Source organism: Methylolobus aquaticus, assembly GCF_054172105.1.
Genome location: NZ_JBSYXP010000008.1, coordinates 142,358 through 161,944, shown reverse-complemented (window position 1 = coordinate 161,944; position 19,587 = coordinate 142,358). Strand labels below are relative to the sequence as shown.

Below are 19,587 nucleotides of genomic sequence, written 5' to 3'. Positions count from 1 at the left end.
CTGCCGAGCGCGGCGAGCCGGGACCGACCCGGAACGGCACGCCCGCAGCGCGCGCCGTCAACTCGGGGTGGCAGGCGCTTCGGGCGGCTTGCGCAGGCGGATCCCCAGTTCGCGCAACTGTGCGTCGGTGACGACGGCCGGCGCATCGATCATGGGGCACCAGGCCGACTGGGTCTTCGGGAAGGCCATGACTTCGCGGATCGAGGACGCGCCCGTCATCAGCATCACGAGCCGGTCCAGACCGAAGGCCAGCCCGCCGTGCGGCGGCGCCCCATAGCGGAGCGCCTGCAACAGGAAACCGAACTTTTCGTTGGCCTCCTCGGCCCCGATGCCGAGCAACCGGAACACCGTATTCTGCATTTCCATCCGGTGGATACGGACCGACCCGCCGCCGATCTCCATACCGTTCAAGACCATGTCATAGGCTCGGGACAGGGCGCGCCCCGGATCGGCCTCGAGTTCCTCGAGCGAGCACTTGGGCGCCGTGAACGGATGATGCAAGGCGCTCCAGCGCCCCGCCTTCTCGTCCCATTCGAACATCGGAAAATCGGTCACCCACAGCGGACGCCAGCCGGGCTCGACCAACCCGCGGTCCTGACCCAGCTTGACGCGCAGAGCACCGAGTGCTTCGTTGACGACACTAGCCTTATCGGCCCCGAAAAAGATCACGTCCCCCGTCGCCGCCTCGGTGCGATCGAGAATATCGCAGACGACGGACTCCGGTAGGAACTTCAGAATCGGCGACTGCAAGCCGGACATCCCCGAGTGGCGATCGTTGACCTTGATGTAGGCGAGACCCTTGGCCCCGTAGATCCCGACGAACTGGGTCAGATCGTCGATCTCCTTGCGCGACAGGTCGACCCCACCGGGCAACCTCAGGGCGGCGACGCGGCCCTTGGGATCCTGCGCCGGACCGGCGAAGACCTTGAATTCGACCGACTGCATCAGGTCACCGATGTCGACCAGTTCCAGCGGGATGCGCAGATCCGGTTTGTCGGAACCGAAGCGCGCCATCGCTTCCCGGTAGGTCATTCGGGGGAAGGGGTCGGGCATCTCGAACCCAAGCGCGTCGCGGAACAGTTCGCGAATCATGCCTTCCAGCAACAGCGTGATCTGTTCCTCGTCCATGAACGAGGTCTCGATGTCGAGCTGGGTGAATTCCGGCTGACGGTCGGCTCGCAGATCCTCGTCGCGGAAACAACGGACGACCTGATAGTAGCGGTCCATACCCGCCACCATCAGCAACTGTTTGTAGAGCTGCGGCGACTGGGGCAAGGCAAAGAAGGAATTCGGGTGGGTGCGACTCGGCACCAGATAGTCGCGGGCGCCCTCGGGCGTGGCCTTCGTCAGGAAGGGCGTCTCGATCTCGTAGAAGCCATGATGGTCCAGGAAATTGCGCAAGATCCGGACGATATCGCGCCGCATCCGCATGCGCTGCTGCATCAGCGGACGCCGCAGATCGATGTAACGGTAACGCAGCCGCGTTTCCTCGTTGACTTCGGTCTCGCTCTCGACGGGGAATGGCGGAGTCTCGGCCTTGTTGAGGATCTCGAGACGCTTCGCCAGCACTTCGACCGTGCCGGTCGGCAGCGTGGTATTGATCGTGCCATCCGGACGCGAGCGGACGACGCCCTCCACGGCGAGCACGTATTCGCTGCGCGCGGTTTCAGCGATGCCGAATGCTTCCGGGCGATCGGGATCGAACACGATCTGGACGATGCCCTCGCGATCACGGAGGTCGATGAAGATCACGCCGCCATGGTCGCGGCGGCGGTGGACCCAGCCACAGAGGGTTACAGTCTGCCCGAGGTGGGCGTCATTGAGTTGTCCACAGTAGTGGCTGCGCATGGTGACTTGGCCTACAACAAAACGCGTGATGGTACGATCTGGCGCGCGCCTAGGCAATAAAACGGCTGCGGCGGCGCGGCCGACAGCTTGACCTCAGCCACTGGTTCCAGACGACTTCTTCTCGGTCGCGCTGGCGGCCGGCTTGGACTCCTTGGCACCGGATGAACTCTTGCTGTCGCCGCCGTCACCGACGAGGTTGCGCTTCTTTTCGCTGCCGCTCTTGAAGTCCGTCTCATACCAGCCGCCGCCCTTTAGCCGGAAGCCTGCCGCCGAAACAAGCTTGGTCAACTGCGGCTGACCACACGCAGGACAATCGACGAGGGGCGACTCGCTAACCTTCTGCATCGCCTCGAATTCGTGTCCGCAGGCGCGGCATTGGTACTCATAGATGGGCATCGGTTACTCACTCCGTATTTGGGAAACACCAGCAGAGAAGATGAAGTCTGGCAGGTCATTTTCAAGTCGCCGATTTGCCAGAAGGCCTGCGCTCCGGAAAAATGATGGCCGTGACCGAACGTCTGCACCAATTTGCTACCTGATGCGATGGACTCCCTGACCCTCATCCAACCCGACGACTGGCACGTTCACTTTCGCGATGGCGAGCCGTTGGCGACCGTCGTGCGACATACCGCGGAGCGTTTCGGCCGCGCCTTGGTGATGCCCAATCTCGTGCCGCCGGTGACGGCCGTAGCCGAGGCGCGGTCCTACCGGGCGCGGATCATGGCAGCGGTACCCGATTTCCCCGACTTCAACCCCTATATGAGCCTGTACCTGACGCCGCGAACCACGGCTGCGGACGTACTCGCCGCGGCGCAAGAACCGCAGGTGCTGGGTTTCAAGCTCTACCCGGCGGGCGCGACCACGCACTCCGAGGCGGGCGTTGCGAAACTGGAAGGAATCTACCCGATTCTTGAGGCGATGGAACGGTGCGGCGTCGCGCTGATGGTGCACGGCGAGGTGACGCGGGCCGAGGTCGACATCTTCGATCGGGAAAAGGCCTTTATCGATGACCACCTTGCGCCCATCACGGAACGTTTCCCGGAGCTCAGGATTACCTTCGAACACATCACTACGCGCGAGGCCGTGGCCTTCGTCCGCGCGTGCGGTCCCAAGGTTGCGGCCTCGATTACGGCCCATCATCTGCTGTACAACCGCAATGCGCTGCTGGCCGGCGGCATCCGGCCGCATTTCTATTGCCTGCCCGTCCTGAAGCGCGAACCGCATCGCGAGGCACTCGTGGAGGCCGCGTGCAGCGGAGACCCGAAGTTTTTCCTGGGTACCGACAGTGCACCGCACGCACATGGGCGGAAAGAGGCATCGTGCGGTTGTGCCGGTTGCTATACGGCCTACGCCGCGATCGAATTGTACGCGACGGCCTTCGACCAGGCCGGCTCACTCCACCGCCTGGAGCAATTCGCCAGCCTCAGCGGCGCTCGCTTCTATGGGTTGCCGGTCAATGACCGCACCATCACCTTGCGCCGAGAACCGATGGCGACGCCCGATTCCTTCCCGTTCGGCGCCGATCGATTGATCCCCCTCACCGCGGGCGAAACGGTCGCGTGGCGACTGGACGGCTCGAGCGGTGACGACTGACCCTCGCGGTAACGGCGGACTACCCGGCGATTATTTCGCGTCGATCGCGTCCGGCCCCGGCTGGTTTGCCTCTCGATTCAACTGCTCGTCCAGGCCTTCCAGTTCGAGATCGATCTGCTTTTCCAGATCCTCGTCAAGCGGCGGATTTCCGTCATGCACCAGATATTCGCGCTGCTGGAAATAGGCGTTCCGAATGAACTCGTACCGATCGACCGAGGCTTCGTCGGCGATCTTCGTGGCGCTCAGCAGGTCCGCGCGGGTATCCAGCGTGTTCAGCACGCCAACGCTGAAGGGCACGTACCAGGGCGAGATCCAGTTGATCGGATTGGCCACCGTGTTGCCGCCAACGCCGACGACGCCGCGCGGCGAACTCGGACCCAGCAGCGGCAGCACCAGATACGGGCCGGTCGGAAGGCCCCAATAGCCGAGCGTCTGGTCCAGGTCCTCGTTGCTTTTCGTCAGATTCACCTTCGATGCGACGTCGAAGAGGCCACCCAAACCGGCGGTGGTGTTGATCAGGAAACGCCCGGTGTCCCTCCCCGACTGCAGGAACTTGGCCTGCAGCAAGTCGTTCGCAACGACCGCGATATCGTCGATGTTGTTGAAGAAGTTGGTCACGCCCTTGTCGACGAAGGTCGGCGTGATCCACTGATAGCCGCGTGAAACCGGCTTCATGAAGTAATCGTCCAAACGGTCGTTGAACGACTGGACCCCGCGATTCCAGCCTTCGAGAGGATCCCGCGGATCGTGGCGTGCAGTCGACGCGCAGCCCGAAACGACCAGGGCGACAAGGCTAGCGACTGCCACGCCGCGCAGTAGGCTCCCAATAGGGAAGTTGCTCATTGCAGTTGTTCCTTATTATTCACGTCAACGGGGGGGATCCAGACAGCCACCAGCGCTGTGATTCCCATCGTCCCCCCGGCCGAGCGGACCCAGGCTCACAGCCACACAGGCCGAAACACCGCTGTTGTTCGAAGCTGCCCGACGAGGCTGGTCGTCGTTGACCGCAGCCTGTTTTGCCCACCAGTCTGCAGCGTGGACCGCTGAAAATATAATGGTCCACAGCATTGTCGTCGAGAGGATTCAGGAGCCCATGCCCGCGCCCAACGGAAAGATACCATTTTCACGGCGATTTCGCCGCTTCCTGCCGATCGTCGTCGATATCGAGACATCGGGACTGACCGCTCACCGCCACGCGATACTCGAAATCGCCGCGGTCATCCCGTCAGCCGACGAGGCTGGACGCTGGCAGATCGGCGAGATTCACTCGGTCCACGTCGCGCCCTTCGAAGGAGCCGAAATCGAGGCCTCGGCGCTGGCCTTCAACAGAATCGACCCATTCCATCCCTTCCGCCTCGCGGTACCCGAAGCCTCGGCGCTGGAAGCCATCTTCGCCCCGATCCGCGCCGCGCTGGCCCGCTCGGATTGTCTCAAGGCCGTGCTGGTTGCGCACAACGCGGCCTTCGATCTCGCTTTTCTCAATGCCGCAGTGACACGAACGGGTATCGGGAAAAATCCCTTTCATACGTTCACCAGCTTCGATACGGCGACGTTGAGCGGTTTGATGCTGGGCCAGACCGCTTTGCCCAAGGCGCTGCGGGCCGCTGGCTTCGATTGGGACTCCGCGTCCGCCCACAGTGCGGCCTACGACGCGGAACGCACCGCCCGGTTGTTCTTCTGGATGGTCAACCGTTGGTCGGATCTGACCGCGCTCGAACAATCCTCCGCGAGGGTACCCGTGGGCTAGTCTGCCGCGGGCAGCATCTTCTGCAGTTCGCCGCTCTGGAATAGCTCCATCATGATGTCGCTGCCACCGACCAGTTCGCCCCGGATGAAGAGTTGCGGAAAGGTTGGCCAACCCGATACCAGCTTCAGGTTTTCACGCACTTCGGGTTCTTCGAAGACATTGACGAATTCGTACCGGGCCCCGCACTGCTCCAAAATTTGCACGGCCCGGGCGGAAAATCCGCATTGGGGGAAGTCCGGCGTCCCCTTCATGTAAAGGATGACCGGAGTTTCTTCGACCTGCTTTTTGAGACGCTCAGTAATGTTCATGGGTACCTTCCTGAAGCAAAAACCTAGCGTGTTTATAGAAAAATGGCAGCCGTGCCGTCAAGCTCAGCCGGTTTGTTTTCCCCGCGGGCGCGATGCGCGTTCGTGCCACCGAGCGTATCGGCCTGTCCTTCGCTGCCGTTACGCTACGCTTGTCGGACCGTCCCCGGGTCGCATATAGTATTGGGCTGACCTACAGGCAGTCTAAAGACTGCCTTTTGCTTTTCATGAGGTTACGCATTAATGCCCAGTCAGGTGATGCCGACCTACGCCCGGCTGCCGGTGATGTTCGAACGCGGGGAAGGCGCGTGGCTGTGGGACAAGCAGGACCGGCGCTATCTCGACGCCATTTCCGGAATTGCCGTGTGCAATCTCGGTCATGCGCATCCCGCCGTCTTCGCGGCCGTTTGTGAACAGGCCGGCAAGCTCGTCCACACGTCGAATCTCTACCGTATCGAGAAACAGGAAGAGCTGGCGCAGGAACTCTGCCGCGTCAGCGGGATGGAAAACGTCTTCTTCTGTAACTCGGGGGCGGAAGCCAACGAGGCCGCGCTGAAGATTGCGCGCCGCTACGGTCACTTTCGCGGCATCGACGAGCCGGCCGTCATCGTCATGGAGGGCGCCTTTCACGGACGCACGCTGGCAACCCTCAGCGCCACCGGCAATCGCAAGGTCCAGGAAGGCTTTGCGCCGTTGATGAGCGGCTTCGTGCGCGTGCCCTATGACGACATAGCGGCAGTGGAAGCGGTTGCCGACCCCAATGTCGTCGCCATTCTGGTCGAGCCCATCCAGGGAGAAGGCGGCATTCGTGTCCCGGCGGATGATTTCCTGCTCCAGCTACGGCGCATCTGCGACCAGCGCGAATGGTTGCTGATGCTGGACGAGATTCAGACCGGAATTGGCCGGACAGGCAAGTTCCTGGCCTATCAACATACCTTCGTGCGCCCGGACGTCATCTCGGTGGCCAAGGCCCTGGGCAATGGCGTACCGATCGGCGCGTGCCTCGCTTCCGGCGTCGCCAGCGAGATGTTGACGGCCGGCAAGCACGGCTCGACCTTCGGCGGAAATGCCCTGGCCTGCAGCGCCGCGCTTGCCGTGCTGAAGGCGCTGAGCCGTGACCAGCTGATCGAGCGGGCGGCGCGCCTGGGTGACCAGATCCGCGAGACACTGCGCACGGCTCTCGGCCATCATCCCCACGTGGTCGACGTGCGCGGCAAAGGCATGATGATCGGCATCGAGCTCGACCAGCCCTGCGGCGAACTCGTGAGCCTGGCCCTGGAACGGGGCTTGTTGATCAACGTCACGGCCGACAAGGTGGTCCGACTGCTGCCGCCCCTCGTTTTTACCGAGGAACAGGCCCGTCTGCTCGCGGACGAGCTCAGCAAACTGATCGTCGGCTATCTCAAACTCACTGCATAGGACGCCGATGGCGGAGCCACGTCATTTCATCACGCTGCTGGACATCAGCGGCGCCGAATTCCGTCGACTGATCGACCGCGCCATGCAACTCAAGGCGCTGAGGGAAACCTACGAGCCGTTCAAGAACAAGGTGCTCGGGATGATCTTCGAGAAGTCGTCGACCCGCACGCGCGTGTCGTTCGAGGCCGGGATGGTCCAGTTCGGAGGCGCCGCAATTTTTCTGTCGCCCCGTGACACGCAACTCGGGCGTGGCGAACCGATCGAGGATTCGGCGCGGGTGCTGTCGCGCATGGTCGATGTCGTCATGCTCCGAACCCATGTGCATGCGACTGTCGAGACCTTCGCCCAACACTCACGGGTGCCGGTAATCAACGGGCTGACCGACCGCTTTCATCCGTGCCAGTTGCTGGCCGACATGCAGACGTTCGTCGAACACCGCGGCGACATCGCCGGGCGCACGGTGGCCTGGATCGGCGACGGCAACAACGTCTGCCAGACCTACATCCACGCGGCGGAGTTGCTTGACTTCGAGTTGCGCATCGCCTGCCCACATGGCTACGAGCCGGAGCACGAACTGCTCGCCACCGCCGGCGATCGCGTCACGCTACTGCGCGACGCGCGGGAAGCCGTCCGCAACGCGGATCTCGTCGTCACCGACGTTTGGGCCAGCATGGGCCAGGAAGAGGAGCAAGGTGCGCGGGCCGCAGCCTTTCAGGCCTATTGCGTGGACGGGGCGCTGATGGCGCTGGCCAGACCCGACGCCGTCTTCATGCATTGTCTCCCGGCACACCGGGGCGAGGAAGTCACTGCCGAGGTGCTCGAAGGCCGGCAGAGCATAGTCTGGGACGAGGCGGAGAACCGCCTGCATGCTCAGAAGGCGCTGCTCGAGCTTCTGTTGACAGGCTGATCGATCCCGCTCCTTCGCCTCTGAAACGAGCAAAGGCTCCAGTTCGAAAGCAGTTGATCCGCAATATGTCAGCTTCGACCCTCAGCCACGCGGGACCGCCGCTCGCGGGTCGATTGCGCCCCAATCTTTCGTCAATCTGTTGCGTGCTCCTCGGCTTCATGTCCCTGTGGTGCGACGCCGGAACAGCAGCCCAGTTGGGACCCGGAACCGCCCCTTCCCCATGGGAGCCTGCTCCGTTCATTCAGCTTGCTGCGGCCGACTCCCACAAACCGGCTGGCAAGACCACCGCACAGCGGAAGGTTGACCCGCGCCAACAGCGGATCAACGAACTGACCGACGAGAATCGGTTGCTGAAAGGGCAGGTTGCTGCACTGTCGGTGAACCGCGGCAGCTCGGGAGAGACGATACCGGAGCTCGAAGCCAGGATCCAGGAACTCCGGAATGAGCTTATGACCATTCGACAAAGCGCCGCCAACGCGCTCCAGATCCAGGCGGAACGCGATCATCTGCATGAAAGCGTGGTCAGACTTGAGCGGGAGCTCGAAACGGTAAAACGCGCCAAGGTTTCGCTGGAAGCCGACTCGCGGCAAAGCTGGTTTCTGGTCGGGGCCGGCGTCATGCTGGGCGGAATAGTGCTTGGTCTGATATTGCCCCATCTAAGCTGGCGCAAGCGCAGCAGCTGGGATACTTTCTAGCCGGAGTAGAACCGGCACTCACCCCATAAGGCATTTCCCGGGAGACCGACTTGAGCAACGACAAACGCCGTGAATTTTCCGCCGAGGTTGTAGACGGCATGCAGCGCGCGCCGAGCCGCGCCATGCTGCATGCGGTGGGCTTCACCGACGCCGACTTCGCCAAGCCTCAGGTGGGCATCGCGTCGACCTGGAGCATGGTCACGCCCTGCAACATGCACATCAATCGCCTGGCCGACGATGCCGCCCGCGGCGCCGATGCGGCGGGCGGTAAGGCCGTCGTGTTCAACACGATCACGATCTCCGACGGCATCTCGATGGGCACCGAGGGCATGAAATACTCGCTGGTTTCCCGCGAGGTCATCGCCGACTCCATCGAAACCGTGGTCGGTTGCCAGGGCTTCGACGGCCTCGTCACGATCGGCGGGTGCGACAAGAACATGCCGGGCTGCGTGATCGCAATGGCCCGACTGAACCGGCCATCGGTCTTCGTCTACGGCGGCACCATCCTTCCCGGCAGCCACGGCGAGCGCAAGCTGGACATCGTCTCCGTGTTCGAAGCCGTGGGTGCCCGAGCAAACAACAAGATCGACGATCCGGAACTGAAGGCTATCGAAGCCAAGGCGATTCCCGGCCCCGGCTCCTGCGGCGGAATGTACACCGCCAACACGATGGCCTCGGCCATCGAAGCACTGGGCTTGAGCCTGCCGGGCAGTTCTGCGCAGGCTGCCGTGTCGCCGGACAAGACGCTGGATTGCGAGCGTGCCGGTGCGCAGGTACTGAAACTGCTGGAACTGGGCCTGAGGCCGCGCGACATCATGACCCGCCAGGCTTTCGAGAACGCGATCACGGTCGTCATCGCGTTGGGCGGCTCGACCAACGCGGTGCTGCACCTGCTGGCGATGGCCCATGCGGTCGACGTGCCGCTGGAACTCGACGATTTCACGCGCATCGGCCAGCGCGTGCCGGTGCTCGGCGACCTTAAGCCGAGCGGGCGTTACTCGATGGCGGAGTTGATCGAGATTGGCGGCATCCTGCCGTTGATGAAGATGCTGCTGGATCGGGGACTGCTACATGGCGACTGCATGACCGTGACCGGCAAGACCGTCGCCGAGAATCTGGCCGATGTCGCGCCCTATCCGGAAGGACAGCAGATCATCCGGCCCCTGGAGCAACCCATCAAGAAGGACAGTCATCTGGTCGTGCTGCGCGGCAACCTCGCGCCGCAAGGTGCCGTGGCCAAGATCAGCGGCAAGGAAGGGCTGCAGTTCACGGGTTCCGCCCGTGTGTTCGACTGCGAGGAGCTGGCTCTGACAGCGATCCTGGATGGCACGGTGCAGTCCGGCGATGTCATCGTGATTCGCTACGAGGGTCCCAAGGGCGGCCCCGGCATGCGCGAAATGCTGTCACCGACCTCCGCCGTCATGGGTCGCGGGTTAGGCAAAGAGGTGGCGCTGATCACCGACGGGCGCTTCTCCGGCGGTACGCATGGCTTCGTCGTCGGGCATATCACTCCCGAAGCCTGCCTAGGCGGACCGCTGGCTCTGGTCGAGAACGGCGATACGATCACGATCGACACCGAAACCCGTGAACTCCGGTTGCATGTCGAGCCGCCTGTCCTGGCAGCCCGCTTGGCCGCGTGGCAAGCTCCGGCGCCGCGCTATCGGCGCGGCGTGCTGGCCAAATTCGCCGCCTTGGTCGGAACCGCGTCGGAAGGCGCCGTCACCGATCGCGACCTGCCGCTGCCGTAACGCCGATGATCGTCCGGACGCCCTCGGTGCTGGAGATGATGCGGGCACTGATCGCGAGCCCGTCGGTCAGCAGCGCCGACCCGGCACTCGACCAGAGCAACGCCGGCGTCATCGCGCTACTTGCCGAGTGGCTGGATGCCCTGGGCTTTGCTGTCGAGATCCAGCAGATCAACGACCGCAAGGCCAATCTGATCGCGACGCTGGGCGGCTTGGAAGCCATGGATGGCCTGGTGTTGTCCGGCCATACCGACACCGTCCCGTTCGACGAGGGTCGCTGGTCCACCGACCCGTTCGCCGGTGAGATTCGGGACGATGCGCTGTATGGCCTCGGCAGCGCCGACATGAAGTCGTTTCTGGCGCTCGCCGTGCTTGCTGCCAGCCGGCTCGACGCTCGGAAGCTGAAACGGCCGCTGGTCATCCTGGCCACCGCGGACGAGGAAAGCTCGATGTCGGGAGCCCGTCTGCTGGCCGCACAGCAGCGACGGCTGGGCCGCTACTGCATCATCGGGGAACCGACCGGCCTGAAGCCGATCCGGATGCACAAGGGCGTCATGATGGAAGCGATCGATGTCGAAGGACAGTCCGGACATTCGAGCGATCCGGATCTCGGCGCCAATGCGATCGACGGCATGCACGCCATCCTGTGCGAATTGATCGAATGGCGCGAAGAGATCAAGGCCAAACATCACAACGCGGCGTTTCACGTGCCATTCCCGACCCTCAATCTCGGCGCGATCGCCGGGGGCGACAACCCGAACCGGATCTGTGGCCACTGCCGGCTGAACATCGATCTGCGACCGCTTCCCGGGATGCAGATGAGCGCGCTGCGTGAAGACCTGCGGCGGCGTGTGGCCGCCGCACTGACCCGCCACCCACGTCTGCGCGGGTCGGTCGAATCGTTGTTTGCCGGGGTTCCGCCGTTCGAGACGCCAGCCGATGCGCTGCTAGTGCGTCGCTGCGAAGCCATTACGGGAGCCAACGCCGCAGCGGTGGCGTTCGGCACCGAAGCCCCACTGCTGACGCAAACCGGACTGCAGACGCTGGTCATGGGCCCGGGGCATATCGCGCAGGCACATCAGCCGGATGAGTTCCTACCGTTGGCGCATATCGATCCCTGCATCGCAACCCTCGAGCAGCTGATCGACGAGTTCTGTTTGCACTGACGGGGAACGGAATCCGTTGAGCAACGTCCCATTCGTCCGCTGGCTGCGTGATACCTCGCCGTATATCAATGCCCATCGCGGCAAGATTTTCGTCATTTCCTTCGGCGGTGAAACGGTCGCAGACGGACTTTTCGCGAACCTTGCCCATGACTTCGCCCTGTTGCACAGCCTTGGCGTGCGGCTGGTGCTGGTGCACGGGATCCGGCCACAGGTGGAACGACGCCTGACCGAGCAGGGCGCGATGCTGCGCTACCACCGCGGCCTACGGGTCACCGATACGGCCGCCCTGGCGTGCGTCAAAGAGGCTGCCGGAGCCGTGCGGGTCGAGATCGAGGCACTGCTGTCGATGGGCCTGGCCAACTCGCCGATGGCAGGCGCGCGGATTCGGGTCGCTTCGGGTAATTTCGTCGTCGCCAAGCCGCTCGGCGTGCAAGACGGCATCGACTTTGAACACACCGGCGAGGTCCGCCGTATCGATGCCGAAGGCATCCGCGGCCAGCTGGACGCCGGCAATGTCGTGCTGTTGTCGCCGATCGGCTATTCGCCCACCGGCGAGGTCTTCAATCTGAGTGCCGAGGAAATCGCCACCTCGGCAGCCGTGGCACTCGGCGCTCACAAGCTGATCCTGTTGATGGAACAGGCACTCTATGGCGCCGACGGCGCATCCCTCGTACAGCAAATCACGACCGGGGAAGCCGAGGCCGCGATGGCCGCCGCGGACTCACCGGTACCGGAGGCAGTGCGGCCGCACCTGCGCGCGGCCTGCCTGGCCTGTGACGCGGGTGTCGAGCGGGCTCACTTGCTGGACCGGCACATCGACGGCTCGTTGCTGCAGGAGTTGTTCACGCGCGACGGGGTCGGAACGCTGGTCAGCCAGACGCCGTTCGAGGCGACACGAACCGCCACCAGCCACGATGTCGCCGGCATCCTGGAACTCATCCGCCCGCTCGAAGACAGCGGCATCCTGGTCCCGCGCTCGCGGGAACGCCTGGAAACCGATATCGACGATTATTTCGTGACTGAGAGAGACGGATTGATCGTGGCCTGTGCGGCCTTGCATGCCTACCCTGAGGCAGGCATGGGCGAGCTGGCCTGCCTCGCCGTCCGGGCCGGCTATCGCGGCGCGAAGCGCGGCGAGCGGCTATTGCTGCACATCGAGGAGCGTGCGCGTCAGCAGGGGATCAGACAACTTTTCGCACTGACCACGCGGACCAGCCACTGGTTCCGTGAGCGGGGTTATGTTCCCCTGGCCATAGGCGCCATGCCGCTCGAGCGCCAGCAGACCTACAGCCCCGGACGCAACTCGATGGTGCTGGCCAAGACCCTGCGGGCTTCGTCGGAAACCGGCGGCCCCTGAGCGCCGCCCCGTTGCACACCGGACTGGCTCCGAAACCGCCGAGACGATGATCGTCGACCACGTCATGCAGCCGCTCCGGATCCTCCAGCTGACGGATAGCCACCTGCCCGATGCAGCGGGCGGGCGAGTGCAGGGGCTGGACACGGAAACCTCGCTGCGGGCGGTGCTGGATCAGGCGCTGTCCGAGCCACGGGCCTATGATGTGGTCCTGCTGACCGGGGATCTGGTCGAGCAGCCAACGCCGACAGCGTATGCCCTGCTCCGCCAGCAACTGCGCCGCGTGCCAGTCCCCTGTCTGTGCCTGCCGGGCAATCATGATCACCCCGACTTGCTGCGCGGGTGCCTGAGCGGCGGCAACCCCGCGGTCGAGTCCGCGCACACACACGGCGACTGGCGGATCCTGATGCTGGACAGCTCGGTGCCTGGCCGCTCGGACGGCTTCCTGTGCGACGATCAACTCGAATGGGTGGTCTCGACACTAGACGACGCCCCGGACCAACATGTGCTGGTCGCGGTCCACCATCATCCGGTGCCCTGCGGGAGCCCATGGATGGATGCCATGATGCTGCGCAATGGCGACGCCTTGATGGGCTTGCTGCAGAGCCGGGGCAATGGCACCCGCGTCGTGATTTTTGGTCATATCCACCAGGCATTCGATGCGACGGTAGGCCGCGTTCGCGTGCTCGGGGCCCCGGCGACCAGCTGCCAGTTCGAGCCGCGGTCGCCGACGTTCCGGCGCTCGGTCTTGCCGCCGGGTTACCGCTGGCTGGAACTCCACCCGGACGGCGGTTTCGACACCGGCGTCCGCTATCTCGGCGAGAGCCATGTGCTCTGCGACGTTCCGCGGCAACACTGAAGGCAACGAGACGCCGGCGCAGAATCTAAACTGCTGTGCTTAAATGGAAACCTTAACGCGACCCCCGCTCCGCGAAGCCGGCACCGGCGCCCTGGGAGGCCACCGGTCAGCTTGGTTCGAGCTGGAAAGGGCGCAGACGGGTAACCCGAGCGCGGCAAGAGGCTGACGATGTCACGAGTTCGTGCTCGGGCCGGCACCGCACTGCGGTCCAACCACTCCAAAGAATCTTGAGGCTTTCGAAAAGGAATCCAGCATGCACCTCGACGTATTCCTGTCCCTGTTCAGCCTGATGCTGCTTTCGCTCGCGGTGTTCCTGCTGGCGCGCAAGCTGAAGGTTCCCTACACGGTGTTGCTGGTGATCGCCGGCTCCCTGCTGGTCCCGATCTCGAAGATCGAGTTCTTCTCGTTCATCACCAGCTTTCATCTGACACCGGAGCTCCTCTTCTTCGTGTTCCTGCCGATCCTGATCTTCGAATCGGCCTACAACATGAACATCCGGAGCCTGACCGAGAACATCCATTCGATTGCGCTGCTGGCCGTCGTCGGCCTGATCGTTTCCACCGTCTTCATCGGCGTCGTCGGATTCTATGTGTTCCGGCTGGCCGGCTTCGAGGTGCCGCTGCTGGCCTTGCTGCTGTTCGGCGCGATCATTTCGTCGACCGACCCGGTCGCCGTGCTCGCGCTGTTCAAGGAGTACGGCGCGCCGAAGCGGCTGACCCTGATCTTCGAGGGCGAAAGCCTCCTGAACGACGCCACCGGCTTCGCCGCCTTTCTCGTCGTGCTCGAATTGCTGGTGCACGGCTACAGCGGGTACGCCTCGATCACGTCGGCGCTCTTTTCGTTCTTCACGATGCTGATCGGCGGCATCCTTTTCGGCCTGCTGATGGGCTTCGGTTTCGCCAAGATCATCGAATGGGTGCGGGGCAACGAACACCTGGAAATCACGCTGACACTGCTGGTCGCGCATTTCACGTTCATACTGGCCGAGGTCATCTCAGAGCATCTGGTGATCCTCGGCCACTCCATCCACCTGTCGTCCATCATTGCCACTACCGTCGCGTCGCTGGTCATCGGTAATTTCGGACGCTACAAGATGTCGCCCGGCGTCGAAGAATACATGGAGCAGTTCTGGGGTTATTTCGCCTTCGTCACGAATTCCCTGGTCTTCATCCTGATGGGCCTGCTGTTCGCCAGCCTGTCGATCTCGCTGAACGTCGCCATCTTGCCCATTGCGCTGGCCATAGCCGTCGTCGTCGTGGGACGCGCGATCTCGATCTATCCGTTGTTATGGATACTGAACCTGATCGGCCGGGGCGAGCCGATTCCGGCCAACTGGATGCACCTGTTGTCCTGGGGCAGCCTGCGCGGGTCGCTGGCCGTCATTATGGTGCTGCTGATTCCCGACGACGTGACCATACCGGGCTGGACCTACGACTTCAGCGTCAAGCAGTTTGTCGCCGCGATCACGATCGGCAGCATCTACTTCACGCTGCTGGTCAAGGCCACGACGATAGGCAGGGTCATGAACTGGCTAGGCATCGACGCCCTGACCGAGGAAGAGTGGGTGGGCTACCACAAGAGCAAGGCGGCGATGTACGACGAAATGCGTGCGAAGCTGAAGGAACTGGTCGAAAACAACAAGATCACTGAACCACAGTACCAGATCCTCGATCAGCAGTATCTGGCGCTCTACCAGAAGGCCTGTTTCAACTGCAAGAGCCATCTGCGCGAGTCCGGTGAACTGCTCGAGAACATACTGCGCATCTACGCCCTGGGCGTCGAAAAGGGAAAGCTGAAGGAGCTATTCCAAAGGGGCGAGATAACCGAGAAGATCTACAAGAAGATCCTCAACATGCTGAGCATCCAGACGGACCGTATCGAAAACGGCAAGGCCCAGGTCAGCTCAGCCCAGGAAAGCTTCCCGACCGATGGCTTCGAACAGCTCATCGCATTCTTTCGACGGATGTTCTTCTCTCGGAGCTACTTCATCAAACCGGAGGAGATGTACCTGTACCTGTGGGCGCTGACCAAGATCAATGCCCATGCCCTGGACCAACTGGCCTCACTCAGCGACAGCAGCTTCGGCGAGGTGTTCGATGACAAGACTGCGCTCGACAAACTGGTCGCGCTCTACCAATCCTTTCAGGAGAACACCCGGAGTCGGATGGAGACACTGACGAAGAAGCATGCGTTCCTGCTGAATCACCTGAACGAAGCGAGCGCAGAGGCCGCGCTGAACTCCGTACAGATCGAAACGCTCAACAACCTGCACAAGAACGAGATCATCACCAGCAAGCTGTTCATCCTGCTCAGCAACGAACTGGATGAGACGGGCTGACGCAACCCGATTGATCCGGTTTTCGAAACCCGTGAGGATAATCTACCACCTTTCGGCGATAGGCGCCGGGCGTGGCGATCAACCGACAAAGTCGAGCTTTCGTCCGTCCGACCCGCAGGGGGCGTCACCGAACCGTTGCGTGACAACGGTCATGCGAGGCCGTCAGGCAAGGCAGGCCTAAATCAGCGTGCGGGCGGAGCCGGGGTCGTCCCCGACGGCTCCGTCAGCGCATTCCTCACGTCAGGCCTGTCCATGCAAGCGCTGGGTCGACGAGCGCTAGCGGCCGACGCTGCCCCCCCCGGTACGGGCGTGACCCGGATAACCATAGATGGCCTGGCCGTTCGCCGGGTCGACGTAGATCGGGTCGCCATCCGCAGCGCTGACTTCCGTTGCAGGGTTCGGCGCCCCCGATATCGCATGGGTGTAGGCCGCGTTGGTGTAAAGCACGGGGCCGAGGACTTGCCGGTTGGTGGATCCGGTGCCCGATGCCTGAGCACCATGGGCCAGGGCTGAGCCCGAGACCAAGACGGTAACGATGACGATTGCGGCCTGATACAGTTGGCGAGCTTTCATGGCGTATCTCCTGAGTCGATGAAGCGGAGCCGTCGCCGGGAAGGGGATCTTTAGTCCCGACTTCCCGCGTGAACTGTATTCTGGGGCCCGATTTGTTATAAATGAAATCGTTTGTTTTTATTTTATTAATCATCTATCTCTATCATACAGCGCACCCCGAAGCCCCGCCTCCGCAGGCGAGCACGTCGTTTCTCGATGGATTTGCACGGCTCTAAGTGCCGTATTGCGATCGCCGACCTGAACGACTTCAGTCTGGCAGCGGAACACGGCTTCGTTTCTGCCTACGCTGCCAGAGAGCCACCCTTGGACCCAACGGGAACCGATCGACACGGCGGCTCTCGCTGACTTGAAGCTGTTCGTGCTGGATAAGGGCCATTGCCTCCGGGAACAGGCCCCGGACCCTTGAGATCGGCACGGCAGCCACGAAGAACCCGATTTACCTGCCGCCAGTCTGGAGACACCATGGACGATGGTGAAGGCCGGCGCTGCTGCAACTCTGATCGAGCGCATCACTGCGCCCACTGAGGTACACGGAATCCGTTACATCCCGTTTTCGGAGCCTCGACACAAGCGCCTCATTAGCTTCATCTTTCGGAAAACGACTGCGCGCGGCGCACTGATCGGACTGCTCAGCACGACGGACGAACAGCGCGGGGCCCGGATGTCCCTGCCCATCCGTGACCGAAAGTAACGTGAACGGCGAGCAGAAGCGCGGCTGAATGCTGCGGTTGAGTGCAACGCAGACAGGGGATGCCGCGAAGCCCCCCGGACGTAATTGACACCCACGCCGTGCTTGCCATGTCGCTCTGTTGCGTGTACCACCCCAGCAAGTGCGCAGCACAGATGGGATCGACACAGGAGGCCGTATGCCTCGACATGGCTACGCGTTCCCGCATCGATAGCCTCAAGAGCGCCGGCGATTCGGGAGATGATCGAGTCAGAGGGTCGTCGCGGACGCGACGAGAGACGCGGTACCGGCGGCAACGACACTCCGGTCAGCGGGTTGATTCGGGACGCAACACACCGCCGCAGCCCCCGCGCCGCGGACCTACCACGGATCCCAGGCGGGACGCATGTAGGCTCCGCCCCAGCCATCCACACCGTAGCCGGTGGCGCCCGGTCCCATGCCCCCGCCGTAGCCTGTCCCCCCCGGTCCTACGCCGCCGTAGCCCATCCCACCGTAACCGCCATAACCACCGCCCCATCCCCAGTTGCCCCAGGGTCCGGACGGGGTCCAGCCGGCGGCTTGTCCCTGTTCCATCTCGTTGACCGCGAGTTGTCGGTCGGACAGGCGCCGCTCGACGCCCAGGCGTGTCAAGGCGTCGTATTCGGCCTGACGCCCGACGTAAAGACAGGCACAGAGATTGGGGTCGGCGTATATGTAATAGGTCTGATCGGGCCGGACGATGCGCGTCACCGTTTGTGGCGGCAAAGAATGCAACATGTTCTGCTTCTCGGCGCTGTCGGCGGCCATGACCTTGAACCCGGCCAGACCGAGTTCCGTTTCCATACCCTGAGACGCCTCGCGTTCGACGTGCGCGCATGCGACCAGTCCCGCAGCAACCGCGATGAGGCCCAGGTTTCGAACGCGCCGCGAAGTACGGCTCGTCGACCACTCCAGTGAATGAATGCCAAGCATTGGAAATCCGTATGCCAAATTTATCGTTGGTGGCACCAGCACAGGCACTCCGAGCGGCCCGGGACAGGGGGCCGGCGACGATGCCAACACCGAAGCGCGCCCGAGGGCGCCGGCTCGCCTCTGCGCTAACCTAAAGTCTGCGCCCCCCGGCATAGGCCCGGTAGCTGCGGGCCACGGCCATGAAGGCCAGCACATCGTAGACACCATGGATCAAGACTGGAACGAGCAGGTTCCGCTCACCGGAAACGTCCAGCGACCAGCCGAGATAGGCGCCGGTCAGCCCCGCCAGCAACCCGTACAGCGGGGTCACCCAATGCGCCAGAGCAAACACGAGATTGCTGAACACCAGACCGCCCAACCAGCCCCAGTTGCCTTCGAACCACGGCTGCAGAAGGCCGCGGAAGAGCACTTCCTCGGTCACGCCCGCCAGCAATCCGAGGTAAATCAAATCAGGCACACTGCAAGCGTTCAAAAATGGGCCCAACCGCTCGAGGAGCAGTTCACGGATCTGCTTAAGTCCGCCGCCCGGCGCGCGATAGCTGAAGACGAACAGCGCGTATAACGGCAGCGTGCCGACCAAACCCCACGCCACGGCGGTCGTGTTCAGCGACCAGTGAGCGATCGGATCGATCGAGAGAACCCAGCCCAGCAAAAAAGCGATTCCGAATAGACCGCCCTCGAAAACCGTGGCCAGCAGCAGAAAGTTATCCCGTGACGCCTGCCCGCCGGGACTCAGCATTGCTGACCCCCGTATGTCCGGCTAAGCGCGTTCCCGCCCGGGAGGACAAAGCTCTCTGGCGCAGCGCACCCTTCACGCACCGCGCGTCTCATGATTCACCCGCTGCGGTTTCTTGACGCAAACTCAGATGTTCCGGGTGCGCGTCCTGACCGAAAGCACGCGCCAGCGCGATCAGGAATACGTCCATGACGCCGTGATATGCCAGGATGAAGCGTGTCGCAAAGCGAAAGAAGGGACTGTAGATCCGGTCCTGCTCGGTAATGACCAATTCGGTTTCGCCCTCGCCGACCGGCACCAGTTCATACACCCAGGTTCCGCTCAAGGGCAGACCTTCGCCCACCAGTCGAGTGACCAGGCGCCGGGGCGGCGCGCTTTCGACCACGCGAAAATGCACGCGCGCCCGCGCGCAGACCTCATACCAACTCGGAAGGCCATCGATATCCGGACCCAAGTCCACGCGCTCGAGACCGGGGCGCCAATCGGGATGGGTACTGAAATCCGTGATCACGCGCCACACCTCCTCCGGCGGGACTGACAGCCGTATGCGGCTGGCGGCGATGTGGGTCTTCGGCAAGCGGGACCCGATCCAGCCAACCACGCCGACGACGCTCAATCCAATTGCCAGAAACGAGACCCAGAACATCGTCATTCACTTCGCTC

The 19,587-nt window shown here is 63.0% G+C and carries 18 protein-coding genes; 10 read left to right on the top strand and 8 right to left on the bottom strand.

The genetic code is table 11. The features are described 5' to 3' along the window. Positions 1-57: 57 nt before the first annotated feature. Positions 58-1,848 (bottom strand): aspartate--tRNA ligase, encoded by a 1,791-nt coding sequence (aspS, locus tag ACW73L_RS12675; protein WP_498922464.1) that lies wholly within the window; start codon positions 1,846-1,848, stop codon positions 58-60. Between the two features lie 93 nt (positions 1,849-1,941). After that, the gene (locus tag ACW73L_RS12670; protein ID WP_139559389.1) at positions 1,942-2,244 is read right to left on the bottom strand and encodes an FmdB family zinc ribbon protein; all 303 of its coding nucleotides are present in this window, start codon (positions 2,242-2,244) and stop codon (positions 1,942-1,944) included. Between the two features lie 147 nt (positions 2,245-2,391). Here ACW73L_RS12670 and pyrC point away from each other — a divergent pair, with 147 nt between their 5' ends. Then, a complete protein-coding gene (pyrC, locus tag ACW73L_RS12665; protein ID WP_498922461.1) occupies positions 2,392-3,441 on the top strand; it encodes a dihydroorotase in 1,050 nt (349 codons plus the stop codon). A 30-nt stretch (positions 3,442-3,471) separates the two neighbouring features. On the opposite strand, the gene ACW73L_RS12660 is transcribed toward pyrC, so the two are convergent. After that, positions 3,472-4,284 (bottom strand): MlaA family lipoprotein, encoded by an 813-nt coding sequence (locus ACW73L_RS12660; protein WP_498922459.1) that lies wholly within the window; start codon positions 4,282-4,284, stop codon positions 3,472-3,474. A 211-nt stretch (positions 4,285-4,495) separates the two neighbouring features. Between ACW73L_RS12660 and rnt the strand changes: the two genes are divergently transcribed. Further along, on the top strand, positions 4,496-5,188 hold the full coding sequence (rnt, locus tag ACW73L_RS12655) for a ribonuclease T (RefSeq protein ID WP_498922457.1): 693 nt from the start codon (positions 4,496-4,498) through the stop codon (positions 5,186-5,188). Here rnt and grxD read toward each other — a convergent pair. Next, positions 5,185-5,496, bottom strand: a complete 312-nt coding sequence (gene grxD, locus ACW73L_RS12650) for a Grx4 family monothiol glutaredoxin (RefSeq protein ID WP_498922455.1) — start codon at positions 5,494-5,496, stop codon at positions 5,185-5,187. The genes rnt and grxD overlap by 4 nt on opposite strands. Positions 5,497-5,736: 240 nt before the next feature. Here grxD and ACW73L_RS12645 point away from each other — a divergent pair, with 240 nt between their 5' ends. The 8 genes from ACW73L_RS12645 to ACW73L_RS12610 all read left to right on the top strand — a co-directional run bounded on the left by ACW73L_RS12645 (position 5,737) and on the right by ACW73L_RS12610 (position 15,976). Continuing rightward, positions 5,737-6,912, top strand: a complete 1,176-nt coding sequence (locus ACW73L_RS12645) for an aspartate aminotransferase family protein (protein ID WP_498922453.1) — start codon at positions 5,737-5,739, stop codon at positions 6,910-6,912. A 7-nt stretch (positions 6,913-6,919) separates the two neighbouring features. After that, on the top strand, positions 6,920-7,819 hold the full coding sequence (argF, locus tag ACW73L_RS12640) for an ornithine carbamoyltransferase (RefSeq protein WP_498922451.1): 900 nt from the start codon (positions 6,920-6,922) through the stop codon (positions 7,817-7,819). A gap of 65 nt (positions 7,820-7,884) precedes the next feature. Continuing rightward, positions 7,885-8,514, top strand: coding sequence for a TIGR04211 family SH3 domain-containing protein (locus ACW73L_RS12635; RefSeq protein WP_498922449.1), 630 nt, complete (start codon positions 7,885-7,887; stop codon positions 8,512-8,514). 50 nt (positions 8,515-8,564) lie between these two features. Continuing rightward, positions 8,565-10,262 carry a dihydroxy-acid dehydratase gene (gene ilvD, locus ACW73L_RS12630; protein ID WP_498922448.1) on the top strand — a complete coding sequence of 566 codons (1,698 nt, stop codon included), beginning with the start codon at positions 8,565-8,567 and terminating at the stop codon, positions 10,260-10,262. 5 nt (positions 10,263-10,267) lie between these two features. Then, positions 10,268-11,425 (top strand): acetylornithine deacetylase, encoded by a 1,158-nt coding sequence (gene argE / locus ACW73L_RS12625; protein WP_498922446.1) that lies wholly within the window; start codon positions 10,268-10,270, stop codon positions 11,423-11,425. Positions 11,426-11,441: 16 nt separating this feature from the next. Then, on the top strand, positions 11,442-12,782 hold the full coding sequence (argA, locus tag ACW73L_RS12620) for an amino-acid N-acetyltransferase (protein ID WP_498922444.1): 1,341 nt from the start codon (positions 11,442-11,444) through the stop codon (positions 12,780-12,782). A gap of 46 nt (positions 12,783-12,828) precedes the next feature. Then, positions 12,829-13,638: a phosphodiesterase gene (locus tag ACW73L_RS12615; RefSeq protein WP_498922442.1), complete on the top strand. Its 810-nt coding sequence runs from the start codon at positions 12,829-12,831 to the stop codon at positions 13,636-13,638. A 253-nt stretch (positions 13,639-13,891) separates the two neighbouring features. Continuing rightward, a complete protein-coding gene (locus ACW73L_RS12610; protein ID WP_498922441.1) occupies positions 13,892-15,976 on the top strand; it encodes a cation:proton antiporter in 2,085 nt (694 codons plus the stop codon). Positions 15,977-16,252: 276 nt separating this feature from the next. Here the strand turns inward: ACW73L_RS12610 and ACW73L_RS12605 are convergent, their stop codons facing one another. The 4 genes from ACW73L_RS12605 to ACW73L_RS12590 form a co-directional block, all read right to left on the bottom strand. Beyond that, positions 16,253-16,549, bottom strand: coding sequence for a hypothetical protein (locus ACW73L_RS12605; RefSeq protein ID WP_498922439.1), 297 nt, complete (start codon positions 16,547-16,549; stop codon positions 16,253-16,255). A 1,048-nt stretch (positions 16,550-17,597) separates the two neighbouring features. Further along, positions 17,598-18,188, bottom strand: coding sequence for a hypothetical protein (locus ACW73L_RS12600; RefSeq protein WP_498922438.1), 591 nt, complete (start codon positions 18,186-18,188; stop codon positions 17,598-17,600). Positions 18,189-18,318: 130 nt separating this feature from the next. Then, positions 18,319-18,927, bottom strand: coding sequence for a CPBP family intramembrane glutamic endopeptidase (locus tag ACW73L_RS12595; RefSeq protein WP_498922436.1), 609 nt, complete (start codon positions 18,925-18,927; stop codon positions 18,319-18,321). 88 nt (positions 18,928-19,015) lie between these two features. After that, positions 19,016-19,576, bottom strand: a complete 561-nt coding sequence (locus ACW73L_RS12590) for an SRPBCC family protein (protein WP_498922434.1) — start codon at positions 19,574-19,576, stop codon at positions 19,016-19,018. Between the last annotated feature and the right edge of the window lie 11 nt (positions 19,577-19,587).